At 64.3% G+C, this 24,340-nt stretch carries 23 protein-coding genes; 7 read left to right on the top strand and 16 right to left on the bottom strand.

All coding sequences use genetic code 11. The features are described from left to right. Window positions 1–90: 90 nt before the first annotated feature. The 15 genes from urtD to cbiE all read right to left on the bottom strand — a co-directional run bounded on the left by urtD (window position 91) and on the right by cbiE (window position 16,858). Window positions 91–948, bottom strand: coding sequence for an urea ABC transporter ATP-binding protein UrtD (urtD, locus tag ACNFBR_RS00945; RefSeq protein WP_416733313.1), 858 nt, complete (start codon window positions 946–948; stop codon window positions 91–93). Beyond that, complete coding sequence (gene urtC / locus ACNFBR_RS00940) at window positions 945–2,024, bottom strand: urea ABC transporter permease subunit UrtC (protein WP_416733312.1); 1,080 nt, start codon at window positions 2,022–2,024, stop codon at window positions 945–947. Before urtC ends, urtD begins: the two co-directional genes overlap by 4 nt. Then, window positions 2,024–3,544: an urea ABC transporter permease subunit UrtB gene (gene urtB / locus ACNFBR_RS00935; RefSeq protein ID WP_416733311.1), complete on the bottom strand. Its 1,521-nt coding sequence runs from the start codon at window positions 3,542–3,544 to the stop codon at window positions 2,024–2,026. Before urtB ends, urtC begins: the two co-directional genes overlap by 1 nt. A gap of 54 nt (window positions 3,545–3,598) precedes the next feature. Then, on the bottom strand, window positions 3,599–4,864 hold the full coding sequence (gene urtA / locus ACNFBR_RS00930; RefSeq protein ID WP_416733310.1) for an urea ABC transporter substrate-binding protein: 1,266 nt from the start codon (window positions 4,862–4,864) through the stop codon (window positions 3,599–3,601). Window positions 4,865–5,259: 395 nt separating this feature from the next. Then, window positions 5,260–6,666 (bottom strand): D-serine/D-alanine/glycine transporter, encoded by a 1,407-nt coding sequence (gene cycA / locus ACNFBR_RS00925; RefSeq protein ID WP_416733309.1) that lies wholly within the window; start codon window positions 6,664–6,666, stop codon window positions 5,260–5,262. Between the two features lie 220 nt (window positions 6,667–6,886). Further along, window positions 6,887–8,254 (bottom strand): PepSY-associated TM helix domain-containing protein, encoded by a 1,368-nt coding sequence (locus tag ACNFBR_RS00920; protein ID WP_416733308.1) that lies wholly within the window; start codon window positions 8,252–8,254, stop codon window positions 6,887–6,889. A gap of 58 nt (window positions 8,255–8,312) precedes the next feature. Then, complete coding sequence (locus tag ACNFBR_RS00915; RefSeq protein ID WP_416733307.1) at window positions 8,313–10,364, bottom strand: TonB-dependent copper receptor; 2,052 nt, start codon at window positions 10,362–10,364, stop codon at window positions 8,313–8,315. A gap of 66 nt (window positions 10,365–10,430) precedes the next feature. Continuing rightward, entirely contained in the window at window positions 10,431–10,862 is a 432-nt protein-coding gene (locus tag ACNFBR_RS00910; RefSeq protein WP_416733306.1) for a DUF2946 domain-containing protein, read from the bottom strand. Window positions 10,863–10,884: 22 nt separating this feature from the next. Further along, a complete protein-coding gene (locus ACNFBR_RS00905; protein ID WP_416733305.1) occupies window positions 10,885–11,370 on the bottom strand; it encodes a copper chaperone PCu(A)C in 486 nt (161 codons plus the stop codon). Between the two features lie 47 nt (window positions 11,371–11,417). Further along, complete coding sequence (locus ACNFBR_RS00900; RefSeq protein WP_416733304.1) at window positions 11,418–11,807, bottom strand: DUF2946 domain-containing protein; 390 nt, start codon at window positions 11,805–11,807, stop codon at window positions 11,418–11,420. A gap of 207 nt (window positions 11,808–12,014) precedes the next feature. Beyond that, the gene (locus ACNFBR_RS00895) at window positions 12,015–12,869 is read right to left on the bottom strand and encodes an SPFH domain-containing protein (RefSeq protein WP_016712216.1); all 855 of its coding nucleotides are present in this window, start codon (window positions 12,867–12,869) and stop codon (window positions 12,015–12,017) included. A gap of 26 nt (window positions 12,870–12,895) precedes the next feature. Beyond that, window positions 12,896–13,333 carry an NfeD family protein gene (locus ACNFBR_RS00890; protein ID WP_416733303.1) on the bottom strand — a complete coding sequence of 146 codons (438 nt, stop codon included), beginning with the start codon at window positions 13,331–13,333 and terminating at the stop codon, window positions 12,896–12,898. A gap of 438 nt (window positions 13,334–13,771) precedes the next feature. After that, window positions 13,772–14,563, bottom strand: a complete 792-nt coding sequence (locus ACNFBR_RS00885; RefSeq protein WP_416733302.1) for a cobalt-precorrin-6A reductase — start codon at window positions 14,561–14,563, stop codon at window positions 13,772–13,774. After that, window positions 14,560–15,654: a cobalt-precorrin-5B (C(1))-methyltransferase gene (locus ACNFBR_RS00880; RefSeq protein ID WP_416733301.1), complete on the bottom strand. Its 1,095-nt coding sequence runs from the start codon at window positions 15,652–15,654 to the stop codon at window positions 14,560–14,562. Before ACNFBR_RS00880 ends, ACNFBR_RS00885 begins: the two co-directional genes overlap by 4 nt. Continuing rightward, entirely contained in the window at window positions 15,647–16,858 is a 1,212-nt protein-coding gene (gene cbiE, locus ACNFBR_RS00875; RefSeq protein ID WP_416733300.1) for a precorrin-6y C5,15-methyltransferase (decarboxylating) subunit CbiE, read from the bottom strand. The genes ACNFBR_RS00880 and cbiE overlap by 8 nt, the downstream gene beginning before the upstream one ends. Before the next feature lie 242 nt (window positions 16,859–17,100). On the opposite strand from cbiE, the gene cobG reads away from it, so the two are divergent. The 7 genes from cobG to ACNFBR_RS00840 all read left to right on the top strand — a co-directional run bounded on the left by cobG (window position 17,101) and on the right by ACNFBR_RS00840 (window position 23,666). Next, window positions 17,101–18,432, top strand: coding sequence for a precorrin-3B synthase (gene cobG, locus ACNFBR_RS00870; RefSeq protein ID WP_416733299.1), 1,332 nt, complete (start codon window positions 17,101–17,103; stop codon window positions 18,430–18,432). After that, the gene (locus tag ACNFBR_RS00865) at window positions 18,425–19,051 is read left to right on the top strand and encodes a precorrin-8X methylmutase (RefSeq protein WP_003257545.1); all 627 of its coding nucleotides are present in this window, start codon (window positions 18,425–18,427) and stop codon (window positions 19,049–19,051) included. The genes cobG and ACNFBR_RS00865 overlap by 8 nt, the downstream gene beginning before the upstream one ends. Beyond that, complete coding sequence (locus ACNFBR_RS00860) at window positions 19,051–19,782, top strand: precorrin-2 C(20)-methyltransferase (RefSeq protein ID WP_416733298.1); 732 nt, start codon at window positions 19,051–19,053, stop codon at window positions 19,780–19,782. Before ACNFBR_RS00865 ends, ACNFBR_RS00860 begins: the two co-directional genes overlap by 1 nt. Further along, complete coding sequence (gene cobJ / locus ACNFBR_RS00855; protein WP_416733297.1) at window positions 19,770–21,467, top strand: precorrin-3B C(17)-methyltransferase; 1,698 nt, start codon at window positions 19,770–19,772, stop codon at window positions 21,465–21,467. Before ACNFBR_RS00860 ends, cobJ begins: the two co-directional genes overlap by 13 nt. 119 nt (window positions 21,468–21,586) lie before the next feature. Then, entirely contained in the window at window positions 21,587–22,270 is a 684-nt protein-coding gene (locus tag ACNFBR_RS00850; protein WP_416733296.1) for a hypothetical protein, read from the top strand. 54 nt (window positions 22,271–22,324) lie between these two features. Further along, window positions 22,325–23,017 (top strand): hypothetical protein, encoded by a 693-nt coding sequence (locus ACNFBR_RS00845; protein ID WP_416733295.1) that lies wholly within the window; start codon window positions 22,325–22,327, stop codon window positions 23,015–23,017. Then, window positions 23,010–23,666 carry a hypothetical protein gene (locus tag ACNFBR_RS00840; RefSeq protein WP_416733294.1) on the top strand — a complete coding sequence of 219 codons (657 nt, stop codon included), beginning with the start codon at window positions 23,010–23,012 and terminating at the stop codon, window positions 23,664–23,666. Before ACNFBR_RS00845 ends, ACNFBR_RS00840 begins: the two co-directional genes overlap by 8 nt. Here ACNFBR_RS00840 and ACNFBR_RS00835 read toward each other — a convergent pair. Further along, window positions 23,663–24,259, bottom strand: a complete 597-nt coding sequence (locus ACNFBR_RS00835; protein ID WP_416733293.1) for a MarC family protein — start codon at window positions 24,257–24,259, stop codon at window positions 23,663–23,665. The two genes, ACNFBR_RS00840 and ACNFBR_RS00835, sit on opposite strands and share 4 nt — an antisense overlap. Window positions 24,260–24,340: the final 81 nt, after the last annotated feature.

Below are 24,340 nucleotides of genomic sequence, written 5' to 3'. Positions count from 1 at the left end.
GCTCCCACAGGGACCGCGCAAGTCTTGATACCTGCGCCGTACCTGTGGGAGCGGGTTTACCCGCGAAGAGGCCGGCACAGGTATCCATGTCTAGCGGCCCAGGTACACCTCGACCACCCGCTCATCCGCCTGCACCTGCTCCAGCGACCCTTCTGCCAGCACACTGCCCTGGTGCAGCACGGTGACATGGTCGGCAATGCTGCCGACAAAACCCATGTCATGCTCCACCACCATCAGCGAATGCGTGCCAGCCAGGCCCTTGAACAGCTCGGCGGTAAACTCGGTCTCGGCGTCGGTCATGCCCGCCACCGGTTCATCCAGCAACAGCAATTTCGGCTCCTGCACCAGCAGCATGCCGATCTCCAGAAACTGCTTCTGCCCGTGCGACAGCAAGCCCGCCTGGCGCTGGGCCAGGGGCAGCAGGCGCAAGGTGGCCAGCACTTGCTCGATGCGCTGGCGCTGTTCACCACTCAGGCGCGCCGCCAGGCTGGCCCATACCGACTTGTCGGCCTTCAGTGCCAGCTCCAGGTTTTCGAACACCGTCAGCGCCTCGAACACCGTGGGCTTCTGGAACTTGCGGCCAATGCCGGCCTGGGCGATCTGGTGTTCGCTCATGCGGGTCAGGTCGAGGGTGTCGCCGAAATAAGCCGTACCGCTGTCAGGGCGGGTCTTGCCGGTGATCACGTCCATCATCGTGGTCTTGCCGGCACCGTTGGGGCCGATGATGCAGCGCAGCTCGCCCACGCCGATGTACAGGTTCAGTGCGTTGAGCGCCTTGAAACCATCGAAGCTGACGCTGATGTCCTCAAGGCTGAGCACCGTGCCGTGGCGGGTGTCGAGGCCGGCCTTGCGGCTTTGGCCCAGGCCGATGGCGTCGCGGCCGGCACCGAGGTTGTCGAACACCGGCTCCAACATGAATTCCGGGTGAACCGGGGGCACGCCTCTCATGGCTGGCTCCTTTTCTTCAACAGGCCGACCACGCCCTTGGGCAGGTACAGGGTGACAAGCATGAACAGCGCGCCGAGGAAGAACAGCCAGAACTCCGGGAAGGCCACGGTGAACCAGCTTTTCATGCCGTTGACCAGGCCTGCGCCGAGCAGCGGGCCGATCAACGTGCCGCGCCCGCCCAAGGCCACCCACACGGCGGCTTCGATGGAGTTGGTCGGCGACATCTCGCTTGGGTTGATGATGCCCACCTGCGGCACGTACAGCGCACCGGCCAGGCCGCACAGCACGGCGCTGAGCACCCACACCAGCAACTTGAAGCCGCGCGGGTCGTAGCCGCAGAACATCATGCGGTTCTCGGCGTCGCGCACGGCGGTGAGCAGGCGGCCGAACTTGCTGCGGGTCAGGCGCCAGCACAGGTACAGGCTGGCCAGCAGCAGGGCGACGGTGAACAGGAACAACACCGCGCGGGTGCCTTGCGCGGTAATGTCGAAGCCGAGGATGGTGCGGAAGTTGGTGAACCCGTTGTTGCCACCAAAGCCGGTTTCGTTACGGAAGAACAGCAGCATGCCGGCAAAGGTCAGGGCCTGGGTCATGATCGAGAAGTACACGCCCTTGATCCGCGAGCGGAAGGCGAACCAGCCGAACACCAGCGCCAGCAACCCGGGCGCTAGCACCACCAGGCACAGGGCCCAGGCGAAATGCTGGGTGCCGGCCCAGTACCACGGCAGCTCGGTCCACGACAGGAACGTCATGAACCCCGGCAGGCCATCACCGGCGGCCTGGCGCATCAGGTACATACCCATGGCGTAGCCGCCCAGGGCGAAGAACAGGCCATGGCCCAGCGACAGCAGGCCGGCATAGCCCCAGACCAGGTCCAGGGCCAGGGCGACGATGGCGTAGCAGAGGATCTTGCCAACCAGGGTCAGGGTGTAGGCCGACACCTGCAAGGCATGGTCCGCCGGCAGCAGCGACAGCAGCGGCAGGGCAACCAACAGCAGGACGACGACGGCGCCGATGGCCAGGGCCAGGCGTGGCCCGGCCTTTTGCGTAGCGGTGACAAGCAGTGGCTGGTTCATCAGTCGATTACCCGTCCCTTGAGGGCGAACAGGCCTTGCGGGCGCTTCTGGATGAACAGAATGATCAACGCAAGGATGAGGATCTTGCCGAGCACGGCGCCGATCTGCGGCTCCAGCAGCTTGTTGGCGATACCAAGGCCGAACGCGGCCCAGAGGCTACCGGCCAGTTGCCCGACGCCGCCGAGCACCACCACCAGGAACGAATCGATGATGTAGCTCTGGCCCAGGTCCGGGCCGACGTTGCCGACCTGGCTCAGGGCCACGCCGCCGAGCCCGGCGATACCAGAACCCAGGCCAAAGGCGAGCATGTCGACGCGCCCGGTGGACACCCCGCAGCAGGCTGCCATGTTGCGGTTCTGCGTGACCGCGCGCACGTTCAGGCCCAGCCGCGTGCGGTTGAGCAGCAGCCAGGTGAGCAGGACTACGGCCAGGGCGAAGGCGATGATCACCAGGCGGTTGTAGGGCAGCACCAGGTTAGGCAGCAGCTGGATACCACCGGACAGCCAGGCCGGGTTGCTCACCTCGACGTTTTGCGCGCCGAACAGCAGGCGGATGGCCTGGATCAGGATCAGGCTGATGCCCCAGGTGGCCAGCAGGGTTTCCAGCGGGCGACCGTACAGGTGGCGGATGACCGCGCGTTCCAGCGCCATGCCGACCCCGGCGCTGACAGCGAAGGCCACCGGCAGGGCGATCAGCGGGTAGAACTCGATGGCGCCCGGGGCGTAGCGCTGCATCAGCACCTGCACCATGTAGGTGCTGTAGGCACCGAGCATCAGCATCTCGCCGTGGGCCATGTTGATCACCCCGAGCAGGCCGAAGGTGATCGCCAGGCCGAGCGCCGCCAGCAGCAGGATCGAACCCAGCGACAGGCCGCTGAACGCCTGGCCGAGCAGTTCGCCGACCAGCAGCTTGCGCTTGACCTGGGCCAGGCTGGTTTCGGCAGCGGTGCGCACGCCCGGGTCGCTTTCCGCATCAGGTTGCAGCAGCGCTTCGAGGCGGGTGCGGGCCAGCGGGTCGCCGGTTTCACCCAGCAGGCGCACGGCGGCCAGGCGCACCGCTGGCTCGCTGGCGCCCAGTTGCAGGTTGGCCAGGGCCAGGCCGAGGGCGGCGTGCACGGTGGCGTCCGGCTCGCTGGCGAAGCGCCGGTCGAGGAAGGCCATTTGCGCCGGTTGTGCGCTTTTTTGCAGGTGTTGGGCAGCGGCCAGGCGAGTGTCGCTGTTGTCGCTGAGCAACTGGTGGCTGGCCAGGGCGTTGTCGATCAGGCCGCGCAGGCGGTTGTTCAGGCGTACCTTGCGGGTGTCGTCGGCGGCGATGCGGCCTTGGCGCAGTTCATTCAGCAGCGGCAGGCGCGCGGCATCGGGTTGCGCCGCCCAGCCTTCGAGCAGACGGGCTTGCTCAGCGGGCTTGGCGGTGAGGAAGAATTCGCCCTCGCTGGCCTGGGTTGCCAGCGGCAGTAGCAGGAGCAGGGTGAGCAGGAGTTTGAGCATGCGGGTAATCCTGGAGATCGGCGGTGGATTCATCGCTTGTAGGAGCGAGCTTGCTCGCGATTGGGCCGCATAGCGGCCCCAGGGCACTCAGTTCCCTTTCACTGCATAGTCCGGGCGCTTGTCGTTGCCCGGAATGAACGGGCTCCAAGGCTGCGCGCGCAGTGGCTGCTCGGTTTCCCACACCACGCTGAACTGCCCGTCATCCTGGATCTCGCCGATCATCACCGGCTTGTGCAGGTGGTGGTTGGTCTTGTCCATGGTCAGGGTGAAGCCCGACGGCGCCTTGAAGCTCTGCCCGGCCAGCGCCTCGCGCACTTTGTCGACGTCGGTGGACTTGGCCTTCTCCACCGCTTGTGCCCACATGTGGATGCCCACGTAGGTAGCCTCCATCGGGTCGTTGGTCACGGCCTTGTCGGCACCCGGCAGGCCCTTGGCCTTGGCATAGGCCTTCCAGTCGGCGACGAACTTCTGGTTCACCGGGTTATCCACCGACTCGAAGTAGTTCCACGCCGCCAGGTGGCCCACCAGTGGCTTGGTGTCGATGCCGCGCAGCTCTTCTTCGCCCACCGAGAAAGCCACCACCGGCACATCGGTGGCCTTCAGGCCCTGGTTGGCCAGCTCCTTGTAGAACGGCACGTTGGAGTCGCCGTTGACCGTGGAAATGACTGCCGTCTTGCCGCCTGCGGAGAACTTCTTGATGTTGGCGACGATGGTCTGGTAATCGGCGTGGCCGAACGGCGTGTACACCTCTTCGATGTCCTTGTCGGCCACGCCCTTGCTGTGCAGGAAGGCGCGCAGGATCTTGTTGGTGGTGCGTGGGTAGACGTAGTCGGTGCCCAGCAGGAAGAAGCGCTGGGCGCCGCCGCCGTCCTCGCTCATCAGGTATTCCACGGCCGGAATCGCCTGCTGGTTGGGGGCCGCGCCGGTGTAGAACACGTTCGGCGACATCTCTTCACCCTCGTATTGCACCGGGTAGAACAGCAGGCCGTTGAGTTCTTCGAACACCGGCAGTACCGACTTGCGCGACACCGAGGTCCAGCAGCCGAACACCACGGCGACTTTGTCCTGGGTCAGCAACTGGCGGCTCTTTTCAGCGAACAGCGGCCAGTTGGAGGCCGGGTCGACCACCACCGGTTCGAGCAGCTTGCCGTTCACACCGCCCTTGGCGTTGATCTCGTCGATGGTCATCAGCGCCATGTCCTTGAGCGAGGTCTCGGAAATGGCCATGGTCCCGGAAAGCGAATGCAGGATACCGACCTTGATGGTCTCGGCGGCCTGGATGCTCCAGCTCAGGCCCATCGCCGCAATCGATGCGCTGAGGGTAAAAGCCTTGATCAGACTGCGTCGCTTCATGTGCTCTCTCCGCTGAGTTTTTTATGTGTTGGGCAAGCGGGGAGGGGTATTGCAAGGGGTGTGCCTAGTGGCGGAAGGTGCGTAATAGAGGGGTTGTGCGAGGTGTTGGGGCGTTTTTCCGGTCCAGCTTGGTGCCTGCGGGATGTGTTTGCACAGCATTGGGGCCGCTGTGCGACCGGCGCTGGCCGAGGCTGTGCTGGAAGGCCTGGAGCAAGGGTAGTACCTCAGGCCCAGCACAGGCCTTCAGGTCGGCGCCGTACCTGTAGGAGCAGCCTTGTGCTGCGAAGGGAGGTCAGGCTAACGATTTGCGTCGACAGCAATTGCCCTTTCGCAGCACAAGGCTGCTCCTGCAGATTCCGCGCATACCTGCGGGAGTTGGAGCAGCCCCGGCGTTATCAGCCGTTACGCACCGCCGTGCGTGGATGGCGTTTGCTGCGCACGAATTGATAGGTCACTGCCAGCAATACAAACCAGATCGGCGTCACCACCAGCGCCGAGCGGGTGTCGGCCTCCAGGCTCAGCAACACCAGAATGAAGGCAAAGAACACCAGGCACACGTAGCACATGAAGCGCCCGCCAGGCATTTTGTACTTCGACGCCTGGTGCAGTGCCGCGCGATTCTTGCGGTACTTCAGGTACGACAGCAGGATCAGCGTCCAGACGAACATGAACAGCACCGCCGAAACGGTAGTGACCAGGGTGAACGCCTCGACCACGTTCGGCACCAGGTAGATCAGCACCGCGCCCAGCAGCAGGCAGGTGCAGGAGAAGTACAGGCCGTTGGCCGGCACCGAGCGGCTCGACAGTTTTTCGAAGGCCTTGGGTGCGTCGCCCTCCTGGCTCAGACCATAGAGCATACGGCTGGTGGAGAACACGCCGCTGTTGGCCGACGAGGCCGCCGAGGTCAGGACCACGAAGTTGATGATGCTCGCCGCCGCCGGCAGGCCCGCCAGCACGAACAGCTCGACGAACGGGCTCTTGCCTGGCACCACGTCGCGCCATGGGGTCACGGCCATGATCGCGATCAGCGCCAGCACATAGAACACGATGATGCGGATCGGGATCGAGTTGATCGCCCGTGGCAAGGTGCGCTCAGGGTTCTTCGCTTCCGCGGCGGTGGTGCCCACCAGCTCGATGCCGACAAAGGCGAACACCGCGATCTGGAAACCGGCGAAGAAGCCCATCAGGCCATTGGGGAACATGCCGCCGTCATTCCACAGGTTGGCCAATTGCGCGGTGCGTCCGCTGGGCGAGGTGAAGCCGGTGATCACCATGTACAGGCCGGTCGCGACCAGGCCGAGGATGGCGACGATCTTGACCAGGGCGAACCAGAACTCCAGCTCGCCGAACATCTTCACTGTCACCAGGTTCAGCGACAGCAGCAGCCCGACGCAGGTCAACGCCGGTATCCACTGTGGCAAGTCGGGGAACCAGAACTGTGTGTAGGCGGCGATGGCGACCACGTCGGCGATGCCGGTGACCACCCAGCAGAACCAGTAGGTCCAGCCGGTGAAATAGCCGGCCCAGGGGCCGAGCAGGTCGGCGGAGAAGTCGATGAACGACTTGTAGTTCAGGTTCGACAGCAGCAGTTCGCCCATGGCGCGCATGACGAAGAACAGCATGAAGCCGATGATCATGTAGACGAAGATGATCGAGGGCCCGGCCAGGCTGATGGTTTTGCCCGAGCCCATGAACAGGCCGGTACCGATCGCGCCGCCGATGGCGATCAGCTGGATGTGGCGGTTGGTCAGGTTGCGCTGCAGATGCTGTTCATCTGGCGTTGTGGGTGAGGTTTGCGTCATAGGCTGCATTCCCTTGTAAAGGTCTGTCTTCTTGTCGGAGGTAGCCGGCTAGGCTAACACGCGCGTTCCCGTTCGGGGCGCGACAGATCGACTCGACTTTTGGGTAGCAGCGGCCCCTTCGCGGGCTTGCCCGCTCCCACAAGGTCACCACAAATTTTGGGGACTGTGGTGCACCTGTGGGAGCGGGCAAGCCCGCGAAGAGGCCGGTGAAGGCCTGATCTCAAGCGCTGGCCAGCACCCGACTGCGCCGGACCACCAGGCTATCCAACACCCACATCACCACCATCGACAGCCCCACCAGCGGGAACATCACCCCCAGCACCAGCATCACCCCCACCGCCGTCTTCCAGCGCGGCAGGTCATGGCGCAGCGGTGGCACGCCCAGCCCACCGGCTGGCCGGCGCTTCCACCACATCACCAGCCCGCTCACCGAGCCCAGCAGAATCATCAGGCACACCAGCAGGATGATGATCTGGTTGAGCGCCCCGAACATCTTGCCTTCATGCAGCATCACGCCCATCTCGGTGGCGCGGGCGACCGGGCTGTAGTCCTGCCAGCGCACGTCGGCCAGCACCTTGCCGGTGTACTGGTCGACATGCAGGGTAGCGTCGTTGCGTGGGTCGTCGGCGAACACGGCAATGGTGAACACCCCGTCGGCGGTAGTGGGCAAGGTGATGCTGTAGCCCGGCTCGACCTGGCGCGAAGTGGCGATGTCTTCGACCTGCTGTACGCTCACCTGGGGCGCTGCCGGCATGTCTGACATCATGCCGTGCCCGGCGTGCTCGGCGTGCGCGCCAGACTGCGGCATGGGTGTGTTTTCCATGGCCCAGGGCACGGTCTGGCGGTGCGCGTCGTTCAGCTCACCCGCTTGCTGGTCCGACTTGGGCACGTCGTTCCACATGGCCGCCGGGAAGCGGTTCCACAAATCGGCATACTGCTTGCCCCACATGCCGGTCCAGGTCATGCCACTGACCAGCATCAGCAACAGCAAGGCCGAACCCCAGAAGCCCGTTACTGCATGCAGGTCGCGCCAGAACAAGCGGCCGCGCGCACTGAACCGGGGCCACAGCACGCCAGCGCCATTGCGCCCGCGTGGCCACCACAGGTACAGGCCCGACACCACCAGCACGATGCCCCACCCTGCCGCCAGTTCCACCAGGCGGTCACCGAGCGTGCCGACCATCAGTTCGCCATGCAGCGCGCGGGCGATGGCCTGCAGGTTCTGCTTGCCGTCCTGTTCGCCAAGTACCTTGCCGCTATACGGGTCGACGAATACGTTCAATTCGCGCCCGCCGTCATGCACCACGAACTGCGCGCTGCGTTCGGCGTTCAGTGGCGGCAGGTACTGGCCGACGTGGCCCTTGGGGTAGGCCTGGCGCACTTCGGCCAGCATCGTGTCCGCGCCCTGTCGGTGGTGGCCGGCTTCGACCACCATCAGGTCGCGGTACAGCAGCGGGTCGAGCTGCGGCTTGAACAGGTAGATGATCCCGGTGATCGCCAACAAGATCATGAACGGGGCCACGAACAGCCCCGCATAGAAGTGCCAACGCCAGGCCAGGTTATAGAAATTGATGCGTGTTCCTCTCATGGGAACCTCCTGTTTGACCAGCTGAAGGGCGCCACCGAAGCGGCGCCCGTTGTTGTTGTCAGAAGCTGAAATCGACCTTGGTCCAGAAGGTCCTGCCTGGCTCGTTGACCGGCTGTGGATCGGTGGCCGGGTAGCCGAACCCGGCGTTCCCTGCCAGGTTCAAGTGCTCGGCGTAGGTTTTGTCGAACAGGTTGTCGACCCCTGCGCTGAGCTTGAGGTTGTTGTTCACCTTGTAGGCGCCGTTCAGGGAGAACACGCCGAAACCGGCGCTCTTGTCGTAGTCCTTGCCGACCACGTTGCCCTGGTTCTCGGCGATGCGGTTCTGCGCCGCCACCAACCGCCACAGGGCGCCGACGCTCCACACATCGCGGCTGTAGGTCAGGCCCAGGCGGCTCTCCAGAGGTGGCATCTGCGGTAGCGCCTTGCCGTCGCTGCTGTTCTTGCCCCACGCATAGGCCAGCGTGCCGTCGGCCTTCCAGTTTTCGGTCAGCTGATAAGCCGCGCCCAGTTCGCCGCCCATGATGCGGGCGTCGATGTTGCGGGCCTGGGAGCTCATCCCTTGGTAATCGAACAGGATGTAGTCGCGAATCTGGCCGACATAACCTGAAGCCCAGGCTTCCAGGCGCTCGGTGCGGTACTGGATGCCGAAGTCGAGCTGAGTGGTTTTCTCTGGCTTGATGCCGTCGAAGGCGTTGGCAGACCCGGGTGGTGCCAGCTTGGGCGAGAACAGCTCCCAGTAGTCAGGGAAGCGCTGGGCATGGCCCAGGCCGATGTAGGTGGTGGCAGGTAGTGCCGCCAGATCGTGCTCGTAACGGAGGAAACCGCTGGGCAGCGTATCGGCGCGGGTATCGCCATTGGTGGCGCTGGCCGAGCGGAAGTCCCGGGCCGAGGCGCGGTCCAGGCGGGCGCCGGTAATCAGCCGGTCCTCACCGCTGACATACCAGGTCAGTTCGCTGAAGGCGCCGTAGTTGTGGAAGTCGGCGTCTTTGGTCCAGGCCTGGCCTTTGTGCGCATCCACCCCCATGCCGCCACGCTGGCGATGTTCGTTGGTTTGCGCATCGATGCCGCTGATCAGTTGCACGTCGGCCCAGCGCCAGGTGGCTTTGATGCGTGCGCCCAGGGTGCGCCGGTCGACGTTGCTGACCATCGGCATGCCCATCATGCCGCTGCCCGACGGGGTACGCAGGCTGTAGTTGTCCATCACATGGTCGGCGTAGTTGTAGTAGACCTGCGCCTCGACCTTGTCGAGCACTTCGCCGAGGTTGGACTTTTCAAAGCGCAGGCCCAGGCTTTCGCGCTTGAACTGCGACCCGTCCATGCCGCGCCCGGCATAGCGGGCCTCGCCATCGCCCTTGCCGGCCGTGAGTTCCAGCAAGGTGTCCTGGTCGGGAGTCCAGCCTAGGGCGACATCGCCGTTCCACTTTTCCCAGCGCGATGGCACGGTGTCGTCGTTGCCGTCGTGGTAATCGTCCGAGCGTGACTGGTTGCCGACGAACCGGGCATAGGCCTGGCTGTTACCGGCAGCGGCATCCAGCACCTTGTCGAAACGGCCGTTGGAGCCGGCCAGCAGGCTGGCGTTGACCCGGCTGCCGAGGGTGCCGAACTTCTCTGGTTCGCGCTCGAAAAGGATGGTGCCTGCCGAGCCGCCCGGGCCCCAGATCACGCTTTGTGGGCCTTTGATGACGGTCAGGCGGTCGTAGGTTTCCGGCGAGATGTAGGACGTGGGTGCGTCCATGCGATTGGGGCAGGCACCGAGCATCAGGCCGCCATTGGTGAGGATGTTCAGGCGCGAGCCGAACATGCCGCGCAATACCGGGTCGCCGTTGGTGCCACCGGCACGGATCGCCGAGAAGCCGGGGATGGTCTTCAGGTAGTCGGCGCCGTCGCTGGCCGGCACTGGCTGGCGCGGGTCTTTCGGGTTGGTGACCACGGTCAGGGGCGAGCTTGGGGCCACGGCGGTGATCACCGTCGGGCTCAGCTCGGGGGCGTCGTGCGCATGGCCTTCATGGCCAGGGTCGGCGGCCAGGGCCACGGGCGCGAGCAGCGAGCCGCACACGGCGGCGAGGGTCCCACGCAGGGACAAGGCAAAAACGGGGGTGCAGCCGGACATAATGATTCCAGTCGATCAGTCATGAGTTAGCGCGAAGCCTCCTGGCTTCGTGCGCAAAATGTGCTTTCAGACGCTGATCGAGGCGGGCGGGGCGCGGCTGCGCGCACCGGGGAATACAGCCTGCCGGGCATGGCCCTGGTGCGTTGGCGCAAGCAAGTGGCTGGTGGGGATTACGCTGCCTGCACTGAGCGGGCTGAGGGCCTGGGGTAGGGCAGGGCAGTTGAACAACAGGCTGCAGTAACCGCACTTTTCCCACATCACATGCAGCTGGCCACCGCCGCCGTGGCCGTGATGGGTGTCGCCGCCATGCTGATGGGCAGCCGCCATCGGCATGTCCATCGGCATGCTCATACCGGCGTGGTGGTCCATCGGCATCGACTGGGAAATCAGCGGGCCGATGAAGATCATCCACATGGCGAACAGGCTCAGCCATCCGCCACCGGCGCGCCTGCGGTCAGGGCGGGTGGTACGGCGAGTGCTGTTGCGCGGCAGGCTCATGATGAGTGCCTGTCAGCAGGTGTCAGTGCGCGTGTTCGTGGGCTTGCGGCTGGTCCGTTGGCGCCTGCTTCTGCACGGCCACTTCGACAGTGATGTCGCCGGCCTTTTCGAAGTGCAGGGTCAACGGGAAGCGCTTGCCGTCAGTGAGCAGGCTGCGGTCCTTAGGCTGCATCAGCATCACATGGTAGGCGCTGGGGGCGAAGGTCAGGTCTTTGCCGGCAGGCACCACCACACTGGGCACTTGTTGCATCTTCATGGCGCCGCTGGCGCTCATGGCATGCTCGTGCAGTTGTGCGTCATCGCTGATGGGGCTGTCGACGCTGAGCAGGCGGTCGTCGGCCTGGCCATTGTTGTGCACCACGAAATACGCCGCGACGTTGGGCGCATTGGGTGGCAGCTGCAGTGACCAGGGGTGGGCAATGTGCAGGTCACCCACGCTGTATTCGTGGGCATTGGCAAAGGCGCCAGGCAGCAGCAGGGCGGCCATGACGAGGGCGTGCTTGAGCATGGTGAATCTCCGTTTCTGTTCAGGTTCAGGCAGACAGCGTGATGAACTCAGGCCAGCGGAGAGGCACGGGGGTTTAGCGCAGGCCAGAGTTGGCGCGGCGTGGGTGAGTACTTGGCAGGTGGCGGCAGTAGCCCGCTAAGCAGTGTCGGCGGGTTGTGCAACTGTGGCGGATAGCCAGGCAGTGCCAGCAGCGGCGCGGCGCCAGAGCAGCACCAGCAATTCATCATGCTGGCGCTGTCGTCGCTTTGCGGCCCGAGGTCGATCTTGGCCAGGGCCTGGACATCGACTTTGGCCTTGTTGGCCATGCTGGAACAGAAAGCCCCCCACAGCAGCTGCTCGGCCGGGCCCTTGGGCACAGCTGAGGCCAGCGGCATGGCCAGCAGGTTGAACAGCACTGCAAGGCAGGCTATCCAGGCAATGTGCCGACGTGGGGGCATGGAGAGATCCGGTCAGGAATCGTGGTGGCTATTGTAAGGCGGAGTATAGGTAAAAATGGCGGGGTGCGGTGAAGTGACGCAGGTGGGCAGTTGAAGCGGTGTTGTCTGCTTCGCGGGCACGCCCGCTCCCACAGGTACCTCGCAGTTCTCAAGGCTTTTGGTAATTCTGTGGGAGCGGGCGTGCCCGCGAAGCCGGTTGAATCAATCTCAAGCCTTGTTGCGGCCCATCAACCCGCGCACGGTTTCCTGCAGGTCTGCCGGCAGCACCACCACCTTGGCATTGCTGCTGCCCGCCAGGTTTTCCATGGCCCCGACATAGCGCTCGCCCAGCAGGTACATGGCCGGTACGGTCTCGTTGCCCACCGCTTCCTTGACCAGCGAAATCGCCCGCGCCGAGGCCTCGGCCAGGCTGATCTGCGCCTCGGCATCCAGCCTGGCTGCCTGCAGGCGTGCTTCGGCTTCAAGGATCGCAGCCTGCTTGGCGCCTTCGGCGCGGGTCACGTCGGCCTTGCGCTCACGCTCGGCGGCGGCCTGGCGCTCCATGGCCAGTTGCATGTTTTCCGAAGGCTTGATGTCCTGGATTTCCACCGAGCGCACGGTCACGCCCCAGTCTTCGGTCTGCTCGGACATTGCATCGCGCAGGCGTGCCTTGATCTGTTCGCGGCTGGACAAGGCTTCGTCCAGGTCCATGGCACCGACGATAGCGCGCAGCGAGGTCATGGTCAGGCTGGTGACGGCGAACGAGAAGTTCTGCACGCCGTAGGAGGCCTTCTGCGGGTCGACCACTTTCGCGAAGCACAAGGCGTTGGCGACGATCACCGCGTTGTCCTTGGTGATGATCTCCTGCTGTTGCACATCGAGGATGATGTCCTTGGTTGGCAGGCGGTAGGCGACCACGTCCATGTACGGGATGAGAATGTTCAGGCCCGGCTTGAGGGTGCTGTGGTAGCGGCCCAGGCGTTCGACGATCCATTCCTCGCCCTGGGGCACGATGCGTACCCCCTTGAATACGGTGATCAGGACGAACAGGGCGATGGCGGCGACGACGATGAGGCTGGTCATGATGGGTTATTCCTTTTTGTGCAGGTTCAGGCCCGGATGACGCGGGCGGTGTTGCCCTCGATGGCGGTCAGGCGTACCCGTTCGCCAGCCGGGATCTCGCTGTCAGCGATACAGGTCCATTCTTCGTTGCCGAGAATCGGCTTCTGGAAGCGCACGCGGCCTTTCTGGAACTCCGACACGCCAGCGGTCAGCAGGCCCACTTCACCGATCACGCTGTCGGCGGTCCAGCGCACATCCGGCTGCTTGCGTCGGAACACTTTGAACCACAGCACGGTGGTGGCAGAGGACAGCAGCACCCACAGCAGTACCTGCATATCCAGTTGCAGGCTGGGGGCAGCGAGCGAGATGAGCGAGACCAGCACGGCACCGATGCCGAACCAGAGGATGAAGAACGTCGGCAGGACCAGTTCGAGCAGGATCAGCGCGATGCCGAAGACCAGCCAGATCCACCATTGCATTTCCATATGGGTGAAACCTTCCGGGGGAGGGGGCTAAAGCTTAATTCAGTGGGGTGTGCGAAGGCTATTCAGGTGAGACCGATTGGGCTGTAGGAGTGTTCTGATAATGGCTGTGGGCTGATAGAGAAGGTGTAAGGCTAACGGGTGTTTGTCGACAGGTATGCAGCGCTTATGAGATCGAGCGCCGCCCGCGCGGCGCATCGCGAGCAAGCTCGCTCCTACATCTGTTTCAGGCCAATTATTCCTGTGAGCGTTGCGCGCGAACGCCCTGGCGCATGGCTCGATATCGCGTCGTACAAACAAGGCGGTCGCGCGCGCCGGCACAGGCGATACTGGCCCGAAACAGATGTAGGAGCGAGCTTGCTCGCGATGCGCCGCGCGGGCGGCGCTCGATCTTGAGGGCAATAAATAACTTTCGTCGTACCGAGCAGAAAGTGCAGCGACCTACAAATCTTCCCGCTTTTGCTCTTCCGGTTGATCGCGGGTGACCATGAAGTCTGCGCAGGCGTCATCATCGAAGCGTTCCAATGCAGCCACCAGCAATTCCTGAGAATCGAAATCGCAATCCACGCCAGGTAATAGCGGACGCTTCAAAATGAGAACCGGAACCCCCCGTTCTCGAGCCACTTCCAGTTTCGGTTCCGTCGCCACGCTGCCGCTGTTCTTGCTGATCAGCACATCAATACCCCGCTCATCAAAAAGGCTGCGCTCATCTTCGATGTGGAATGGACCTCGCGCACCAATGACTTCGCACCGTTCGTTCCCAGCGTATGCCTCCAGCGCACGCAAGGTCCAAAACTGTTCCGGTGGAATCTCGTCCAGATGTTGCAACGGCTCGCGGCCTAGCGTGAACAGAGGCCTGCGGAACGGCTTGAGTGCCGCTATCAGCCCCGCCCAGTCCTCGACCTCACGCCAATCGTCCCCCGCTTGTGCTTGCCAGGCCGGGCGGCGCAAGGCCCAGCACGGGATACCTGCATTACGCGCGGCGCTGGCCGCATTGCGGCTGATTTGCGCGGCATAGGGATGGGTGGCGTCGATCAGCAGGGTGATGCCTGCTTCGCGCAGGTAGCTGGCCAGGCCTTCGGCACCGCCAAAGCCCCCGACCCGCACCTGGCATTGCAGGTCCTGCGGCACCCGGCCAATGCCGGCCAGGCTGTAGACATGCTGCGGGCCGAGGCGGCGGGCGATGGCCAGGGCTTCGGTGACACCGCCCAGCAGCAGGATACGCGCCGTCATTGCACACCTGCCCGGCCGACGATGCCGCCTTGGCGGTCGATGGCGAACACTTCCACTTGCACCTGCGCCGGCACGACGCTGCGGGCGAAGGCCAGGGCGTGGGCACACACCGCGTCGCCCAGGGCAATGCCGGCCGCATGCGCCAGCGCGAGAGCTTGCTGGCTGGTGTTGGCGCCGATGATGGCCGCCTGCAGCGCTTCGTCAGCGCCAATGTCCGCGGCCCAACCGGCCAGTTGTGGCAGGTCGATGCTGGAATGGCGGCTGTGCAGGTCCATATGGCCGGCGGCCAGTTTGCTGATTTTGCCGAAGCCACCGCACAGGGTCAGGCGCGGCACCGGTACCTTGCGCAGGTGCTTGAGCACCGCGCCGACGAAGTCGCCCATTTCGATCAGGGCAATTTCCGGCAGGCCGTAGACGCGGCGCATGGTGTCTTCGCTGGCGTTGCCGGTACACGCGGCAATGTGCGTGTAGCCGTTGGTGTGAGCCACGTCGATGCCCTGGTGGATAGAGGCAATGTAGGCCGCGCAGGAGAACGGCCGCACGATGCCGCTGGTGCCGAGAATCGACAGCCCGCCGAGGATGCCCAGGCGCGGGTTCATGGTCTTCAGGGCCAACTGCTCGCCGTCCTGCACATTGACCGTCACCTCGAAGCCGCCAGGGTAGCTGCACGCGTCGGCCAGGCGTTGCAGGTGCTCGCTGATCATGCGCCGGGGTACCGGGTTGATGGCCGGTTCACCCACCGCCAGCACCAGCCCCGGTCGAGTCACGGTGCCAACGCCGGTGCCGGCGACAAAACGGATGCCGGGTTCGACCAGCAGGCGGACCTGGCTGTAGAGCAGGGCACCGTGGGTCACATCCGGGTCGTCGCCTGCATCCTTGAGGGTGCCGGCCTCGGCGCCTTCGCCGGTCAGGCGGCAGAATTCCAGGCGCATCTGTACCACCTTGCCTTTGGGCAGGGTGATAGCCACCGCATCGTCACACTGCCCGGTAAGCAGCAACTTGGCGGCTGCCAGGCTGGTGGCGGTGGCGCAGCTGCCGGTGGTCAGGCCGCTGCGCAGGGGCGCGGGCTGTTCGCGGGTTTCTTCACGCATCGGCGGGCTTCACCACTTCCAGCAGGGTGATCGGTAGCGCCTGGCGCCAGGTGTCGAACGCGCCCAAGGGCTGAGCATGGGCAACATGGATACGGGTCAGTTCACCACCGTGCAGCTCGCGAAAGTGCGCCAGGGCCAGTTCGCTTTGCAGGGTGACTGCGTTGGCCACCAACCGGCCACCAGGGCGCAGGCTTGCCCAGCACAGGTCGAGCACGCCTGCGCGGGTGACACCGCCGCCGATGAAGATCGCATCCGGGCGTTCCAGGCCATCCAGCGCTGCCGGCGCCTTGCCGCGAACCAGTTGCAGGCCGGGTACCCCCAGTGCCTCGCGGTTATGTTCGATGAAGCCCTGGCGGCCTTCGTCGGCTTCGATGGCCAGGGCGCGGCAGGCTGGGTGGGCGCGCATCCATTCGATGCCGATCGAGCCGCAGCCTGCGCCCACGTCCCACAGCAGTTCGCCGGGCTGCGGCGCCAGGCGCGCCAGGGTGATGGCACGGACGTCGCGCTTGGTCAGTTGGCCATCGTGCCGGAATGCGGTGTCTGGCAGCCCGGCCAGCCGGTGCAGGCGTGGCGCATCGGGCGTAGCCAGGCACTCGATGGCGGCCAGGTTGAGCGCCGCGACACCGGCGTGCGGCCAGTGCTGGGCGGTGCCGGTCAGCACCCGCTCGTCCACGCCGCCCAGGTGCTCGAACACCTGCAGGCGGCTTGGCCCGAAGCCTCGCTCGCACAGCTGCGCGGCAATGGCCGCTGGGCTGTCGCCATCGTTACTCAGCACCAGCAGGCGCATGCCGCTGTGCAAGTGGGCATTGAGCGCCGCCAGGGGCCGAGCCACCAGCGACACCACCGGCAGGTCCTGCAGCGGCCAGCCCAGGCGGGCAGCCGCCAGGGCGCAGGAGGAGGGCATCGACAGCACGCGCATTTCCGCGGCCGGCACCTGGCGTGCCAGGCTGGCTCCGACGCCGTAGAACATAGGGTCGCCGCTGGCCAGCACGCACACTGGCTCGCCACGCAGGGCCAGTACCGGGGCCAGCGAGAACGGGCTTGGCCAGCCCAGCCGTTCGCCAGGCACGCAGCGCGGCAGCAAGGCCAACTGGCGTGGGCTGCCGAAGATACGCGCAGCGCCCAGCAGCGCGCGCCGGGCCTGCTTGCCCAGGCCACTGAAGCCGTCTTCGCCGATGCCTACTACTGTCAGCCAGGGTGCCATGTCTATCATTCCGCCATTTTCGGGCCGCTTCGCGCCCTATCGCGGGCCCGCCCACTCCGACAGATTCAGCGCCGCCGTCGAGGGCTGCGGTGATCCTGTGGGAGCGGGCAGGCCCGCGAAGAAGGCGACGCGGTGCTGAATTTCTGCTCAGTCGCTGAGGATGCTCGACCACCGGCTTTTCATGCCGCCGGACAAAGCAGGCATAATACCGCGCCTTCTACACTCAAGCGCATTTTCACAGATTGCCGGATGCCCCTTTGACGCAGGCTCATGCCCCCAATGTTTCGCCCCGCCCCTCGGCCTGCCCGGGGTTGTGGCGCATCGTCAGTGCCCGTGATGGTGGTATCTGCCGCATCAAGCTGCCGGGCGGTCTGCTGCTGGCCGAGCAGGCCGAAGCTGTGGCAGCGGCGGCCGAGCGTTTTGCCGATGGCGTGATCGAGGCCACCAACCGTGGCAACCTGCAGATCCGCGGCATTGGCAGCGAGCACCGTGCGTTGGTCCAGACACTGCTGGCAGCCGGCCTGGGCCCGCGCGAGGCGGGCGGTGACGATGTGCGCAACCTGATGCTCAGCCCGCTGGCCGGGCATGACCCGGCGATGCTGCTGGACGCACGGCCGTTGGCCGGGCAGATCCTCGACCTGCTGGAAGGCACCCCGCGTTTTCACCAGTTGTCGGCCAAGTTCGCCGTGCAACTGGATGCCGGCGAGCGCCTGGCCATGCTCGAACACCCCCATGACCTGTGGCTGTCGCCTCTGTGCCTGGAGCAGCAGACCTGGCTGGCATTTGGCCTGGCGGGTTGCCCGGCAAACGGCCAGGTGCTCGGTGCTGTGCCGCTGGCGCAGGGCCTGGCGCTGGTGCGCGCGGTGCTGGAGCGCTTTCTCGACCTGGCAACCCCCGCGCAGTCGCGCATGCGCCAGTTGCTTGAGGTGTGCTCGGCAACCGATTTCGTCGATGGGCTCGGCCTGGACATCCGCCGCGATGCCGCCGTGCTCGGGTGGCGCCGTGAATTGCACCGCGCCTCGTGGTTGGGCACGCTGCGTCAGGCGCATGGCGTGGCCCTTGGCGTCGCGCCGCCGCAAGGCCGCCTGACCCCGGCCATGCTCCGCGGTGCGGCGCGCATTGCCCGTGAATCGGGTGATGGCAGCCTGCGCCTGAGCCCCTGGCAAAGCCTGGTGCTGACCAACCTGCATGCACAGCACATCGAGCAAGCCCAGGCCGAACTGTCCGCGCTGGGCTTGCTGTGCCACGACCATGAACCCCTGGCGCGCATCAGCGCCTGCACCGGTGCCAGTGGTTGCACCAAGGCCCTTGGCGAGACCAAGGCCGACGCTGTTGCCCTGGCCGCGCTGCTGGGCCCTGGCGTGCCCGCCAGCGTGCACCTGTCCGGCTGCCCTCGTTCCTGCGCCGTGGCCCACGTTGCCCCGGCCACGCTGCTGGCCCGTTCACCGGGCCGTTACGACTTGTACCTGCGTGATGCGCGCCTGCCGGGCTTCGGTGCCCTGCGCGCCACCGACCTTACCTTGAATGAAGCAGGCGCCATGCTCGACCTGCCGACGGAGCACCTTGATGATTGACTACATCCGCGATGGTCAGGAGATCTATCGCAATTCCTTCCGGATCATCCGTGAGGAGGCTCGACTCGAGCGGATCCCCGCAGACCTCGAAAAGCTCGCCGTGCGCGTGATCCACGCCTGTGGCATGGTCGACGCCATCGATGGCCTGCAGTTCTCCGAAGGTGCCGGCCGGGCCGGGCGCGAGGCGCTGCTCAACGGTGCGCCGATCCTGTGCGATGCGCACATGGTGGCCGAAGGCATCACCCGGGCCCGCCTGCCCGCAGACAACAAAGTCATTTGCACCCTGCGTGACCCTAGCGTGCCGGGCTTGGCCAAGGACGCCGGCAACACCCGTTCCGCCGTGGCCCTGGAGCTGTGGCGCCCGCACCTGGAAGGCAGCGTGGTCGTGATCGGCAACGCCCCTACTGCGCTGTTCTACCTGCTGGAAATGCTCGATGCCGGCGCACCCAAGCCGGCGCTGATCCTCGGCTTCCCGGTCGGCTTCGTCGGCGCAGCCGAGTCCAAGGCCATGCTCGCCGCCGACAGCCGTGGTGTGCCGTTCGTGATCATGCAAGGCCGCCTGGGCGGCAGCGCGATGGCCGCCGCCGCGGTCAACGCCCTGGCCACGGAGGTGGAGTGATGGCGCCGCGTGGACGACTGCTGGGCCTGGGCGTGGGCCCGGGCGACCCTGAGCTGATCACCCTCAAGGCCTTGCGCCTGCTGCGGGAGGCGCCGGTGGTCGGCTACTTCGTGGCCAAGGGCAAGCGTGGCAATGCCTTTGGCATCATCGAGGGGCACCTGCAGCCCGAGCAGACCCTGTTGCCGCTGGTCTACCCGGTAACCACCGAGGCCCTGCCGGCGCCGCTGTCCTATGAGCAAGTGATCAGCGATTTCTACGACGAAGCCAGCGTGCAAGTGGCCGAGCACCTGGATGCGGGCCGCGACGTGGCGGTGATCTGCGAGGGCGACCCGTTCTTCTACGGCTCCTACATGTACCTGCATGACCGCCTGGCGCAGCGCTATGAGGCCGAAGTGATCCCTGGCGTCTGCTCGATGCTCGGTGGCGCTTCGGTGCTGGGCGCACCCTTGGTGTACCGCAACCAGAGCCTGTCGGTGCTGTCAGGCGTGTTGCCCGCCGAAGAGCTCAAGCGCCGCTTGGCCGACGCCGATGCGGCGGTGATCATGAAACTTGGGCGCAACTTCCCCAAGGTGCGCGAAGTGCTGGCCGAATTGGGCCTGGACGGGCGCGCGCTGTATGTGGAGCGGGCGACCATGGCCAACCAGAAGATCGTGCCGCTGGATCAGGTGGACCCGCAGTCGTCGCCCTACTTCTCGCTGATCATCGTGCCGGGGGAAAAATGGCAGGGTTGAACATGCACAAGGCACCGGCAATCGTCATCCTTGGCCCGGGCAGCCTGGCCACCGCGCAGCGTATCCAGCAGTGTTATCCACAGGCGTCGATCCATGGCCTGGAAGGCCGGGTCGACGGTGCCGACCTTTACTACAGCGCGTTCGGCGATACCTTGCGTGGGCTGTACCAGCAGGACACGCCGATCATTGCCCTGTGTGCTGCCGGTATCGTCATCCGCAGCTTGGCCAGCCTGCTCAGCGAGAAAGGCAGCGAGCCGCCGGTACTGGCCGTGGCCGAGGATGGCAGCGCGGTAGTGCCGTTGCTCGGTGGCCTCGGCGGGGTGAACCTGATGGCGCGCGAAATCGCCGAAGCGCTGGGCGTTGCCGCCGCCATTACCACCAGTGGCGAGCTGCGCTTCGGCACTTGCCTGTTGAACCCGCCGCAGGGCTACGCCCTGGCGGATATCGAACAAGGCAAGCGCTTCGTCTCCGATCTGCTGGCTGGCGAGTCGGTGCGCATCGAGGGGGAGGCCCCGTGGTTGCAGCAGGCGCAATTGCCCGCCAGCGAAGCGGCGCAGCGCACCATCCATGTTGGGCATCAGGCGCGCCCGGCCAACCGCGACGAACTGCTGATCCACCCACGCTCGGTGGTGGTGGGTGTTGCAGGCGGTAACCTGCACGCAATTCGAGCTGCATTGCAGCAGGCAGGCATCGCCGAGCCATCGGTCGCCTGTTTGCTGGCGCACGAGCAGGCCATGGCTGATGGTGACTTGCACGAGGCTGCCCAGGCCCTGGGTGTTGCCTTGCGCTTCGCCACCAACCCAGGCGGCTTGGCCAGCATGGTTGCAGCGGTATTGCCCGATGCCGAGTTGATTGCGTTCGACGAACTCGTCATCGCGGTTGCGCCTGCCCCGGTCGACGTAGCGCAGATTGGCCGCCGTCGCGGTCGCCTGGCGGTCATCGGCCTTGGCCCAGGTGCGGCGGAGTTGATGGTGCCGGCGGTCAAGGCCGAGCTTGCGCAGGCCGAGGATGTGCTCGGCTACGAAACCTATGTGCGCATGGCCGGACCGTTCCGTGATGACCAGGTCATGCACTGCACCGACAACCGTGAAGAGATGCAGCGCGCCCGGCATGCTTTCGAACTGGCGGCCCAGGGCCGTTCGGTGGTGGTGGTTTCATCGGGTGACCCTGGCGTGTTCGCCATGGCTGCAGCGGTGCTTGAAGCGTTGCACGCATCCAGCGACCCTGCTTGGCACCGCGTGGACCTCGAGATTTTGCCTGGGGTGTCGGCCTCGCTGGCAACCGCTGCCCAGGCAGGGGCACCGCTGGGGCATGATTTCTGCGTGATGTCGCTGTCGGACAACCTCAAGCCCTGGTCGATCATCGAAAAACGCCTGGACCTGGCGGCCCAGGCTGACCTGGTGCTGGCCTTCTACAACCCGATCTCCAAAGCACGACCGCATCAGCTCGGTGTGGCGCTGGAGGTGGTGCGCCGACACCGCGACGGGAACACGCCTGTAGTCCTTGGCCGTGATATCGGTAGGCCGGGGCAGACGCTGAAGGTAGTCACCTTGGCCGAACTGCTGCCAGAAATGGTCGATATGCGCACCATGGTGTTGGTCGGTTCCTCCACCACTTGCACCTTTGATCGCGCAGGTGGTGGGCAGTGGGTGTATACCCCGCGTTGGTATGGCATCAAACCTTGAGTGGCGGCAGGCCCTGCGGTTGAGGAAGGGCTTCGCGGCTGGTTGAGAATCGCTATGCCGGTAGGTTTGCAGCTAGGGCCACGTGGCTCTAACCCTATACCTACTTGGAGACCATAGCGATGAGCAACAAGGGCGATAAACTGGAACTGCAGGTACTGGCCGACAAGAATCTGTTCGTCTTCCCCGACAACATGAGCAATAGCAATCGTGATGCCGCCAAAGCCTGCCACGCCTTAGCCACCCAAGGTGCCAACAAGCAGCACGACCCCATTCGAGAGACCCAGCTCTGGTTCAAGCAATACATCTTCCTGATGTCCAAGATGGGCTGGACGCCAAGCAGGGTCGATGTGCAGCAGATCACACAGCATGGCATGCACTTGGAAGTCAGCAACCTGCTCGGCAAGGGGCTCAAGGCAGCCTACGGTGTTTTCACCGGTGATGTGGCCAACGCGTTGGAAAACCTCGGTAAGACGGTGATCGCGGCGTTGGCCGCAAGTGCCAAGAATGTCGAACTGCTTGACCGCAAGACAAACGAAGATGACCGCACCGCGCTAAGCCTGTCCAAGTGCGAGCAGACCACCGGCGGTCAAGTGGCCATGTTGGTGAGTGCCATGCAGACGGACGCAGAACCCGGCAAGAAAGCCAGTTATCTTTTGGCTAAATGGCAAAGCAGTGGCACTACCAACTTCGCCTGTGGAGCGGTGCTGGACTTCGATCAGCACCAATATGAAAGAGTCCGCGCTCTGGTTGAAACCAAGCTGAACGATAACGCCTTGCAAGTGCTGCTGGCTCTTGATATCTGACCACGAAGACGACCCGCCGACGCCAGGGTGTCGGTGGGCGCTGGAGGCACACTAATGCAAACCAAGTACGCATTGTGGCTGAACGGTAACAGTTTGGTGTGGATCGATAGTGCTATCAGCGATTCTCGCGCCGAAGACCTGCTCAATGTTCAACTGGCCGCTTACCTTACCGCTAACAAGCGTTACGCTTCTTCAATGCAGCGCGCAGATTGGCATAAAGAATATCTGCGAATTCAAGTGGGTTTCGGGTGCATGCTCGCTGCCCAGCGGTACAGTCAGTCGCTGACGAAGGAGGGGCGTTTCGAACCTTGGACGTTACTGCGGGCCAACTTGCTTGGCGAGGTGCCCAGCGTCCTGCAGCCGCCACTGGCGGAGTGCCTGAACACATTCCGAGCCTGCCCTGACGACACCGTACAGCAGGTGTTATGGGGCGAGTGTGTACGGCTGCCAGATAGCACGGGCCGTAGTCATGCACATATTGAGTTGCGGGTGATATTGCATGACTCAACTGTTATCAGCACTGAATTGTGTTTCAGCACTGACGTGTCACTGAGCCCTCAGTGGCTGTGGCAGTCGCTGGAACATACAAGCGTGTTTTCAAGTCAGCGATTCGATGGCCACTACCTGACCAGCGACAAGCAAATCGATGCAATCGGTGCTGGGCTGTCCAGGTCGATCAAGAGCAAGCAGGCACAATATCGCAGCGCGGTCAGATTGTGTTCAGATCGGGGGCTCGAATATGTGTGAATCCAACGAACAGGCAGCCAGTGGCAAGCTCGTTCAAAGCAGCTTGTTATCGTTCATGTCTGGGGTCAGCCGTGAAGCGCGTGGTGACCTCCTGCTGGCCAATGCCTATGCCCAGCAAGTGGCTTGGGGTGATTTGAATGAAGGCTTGGAGCTGGACTGGTTCAGGAACTATTGGCGTAACCTGGCAGCACTGGGGTTCGATGGCAAACTGGCACCTACAGTGCGTCAGCCGGGGCCGAACCGAGACAGTGTTGCCAAGCAGGCGGTCGCGCAGATTAACGCTGTCGCGTCAGCCGCCCACACGACGCTCGCCGAGCGATCCTTGCAAGCGCTGCGTAACGATGAGCAGGCGCTGGTTGCCTTCGAGTCCCGCACGGTTCACCAAGGCAGAGGGTATTTCCAGCTGTTGCCTTGTGCTCAGCAAGCGAACGGATTTATAGACATGGTGCTGCTGCACATGGAGTTGTCGCTGAAGCAGTCTTCCAAAGGTTTTCTGTTCATTGACTTGCACCGGGAGGTGGCAGTGAAGGATTTGCGCGTGGAGGTGATCCGTTTCAACTTGCAAGGATTTCGTCAGAACTACCGTCGCCGGGCAGAGGCCAGCGTGGATCGGAGCAATGAGAAGGTGATTCGTGATTTGCTGCTTTAAGGTACCAGGTAGCCTTTTATCCCGGTGAAGATGATCTGTGCAGCCAGGGCGCAGACGAACAACCCCATCAGCCGACTGACGATCTGCAGGCCTTGCTCACCGAGGATTCGCTCGATGCCGTGTGACAGGTAAAGCACCAGGCCTACCGTGAAGCTGGCCAGCGCGATGCTGACGATGGCCAGCAACTTGTCATCCCAGTGTGGCTGGCCCACGCCCATCACCAGCAGGGCACCAATGGTGCCGGGGCCGACGGTCAGTGGAATGGTCAGCGGCACGATGGTCACATCCTGCTGCACGTTGTCGGCCTGTACCGCTGGCTTGCCTTGCGCCATCCCCAGGGCCGAAATGAACAGCACGCTGCCGGCGCCGATGCGGAAGGCGTCGGCGGTAATGCCAAAAATGCCGAAGATCACCCGCCCGAACAGGTACAGCAGCACGCTGGCGACCAGGGCAGCGAAGGCGACCTTCCAGGCCAGTTGCTTGCGCTCCTTGCTGGAGTGACCGCGGGTCAGGCTGATGAAGCACGACAGCACGAAGAACGGGCTGTAGAGCACGAGCATTTTCAGGTAGACGCTGAATAACTCATGGAGCATGGGGGCTAGTCCTTGGGGAATCTAAAAGCTTGCGCGATCCTTGTGGGAGCAGGTGCCGCAATGGATGGCACGGGCTTCGCC

Origin of the sequence: Pseudomonas sp. NY11955, from assembly GCF_048068035.1 — a bacterium.
Taxonomy (GTDB): domain Bacteria; phylum Pseudomonadota; class Gammaproteobacteria; order Pseudomonadales; family Pseudomonadaceae; genus Aquipseudomonas.
The sequence above is the reverse complement of the archived record's forward strand: the minus strand, read 5'-3'. Positions and strand labels throughout refer to the sequence as shown.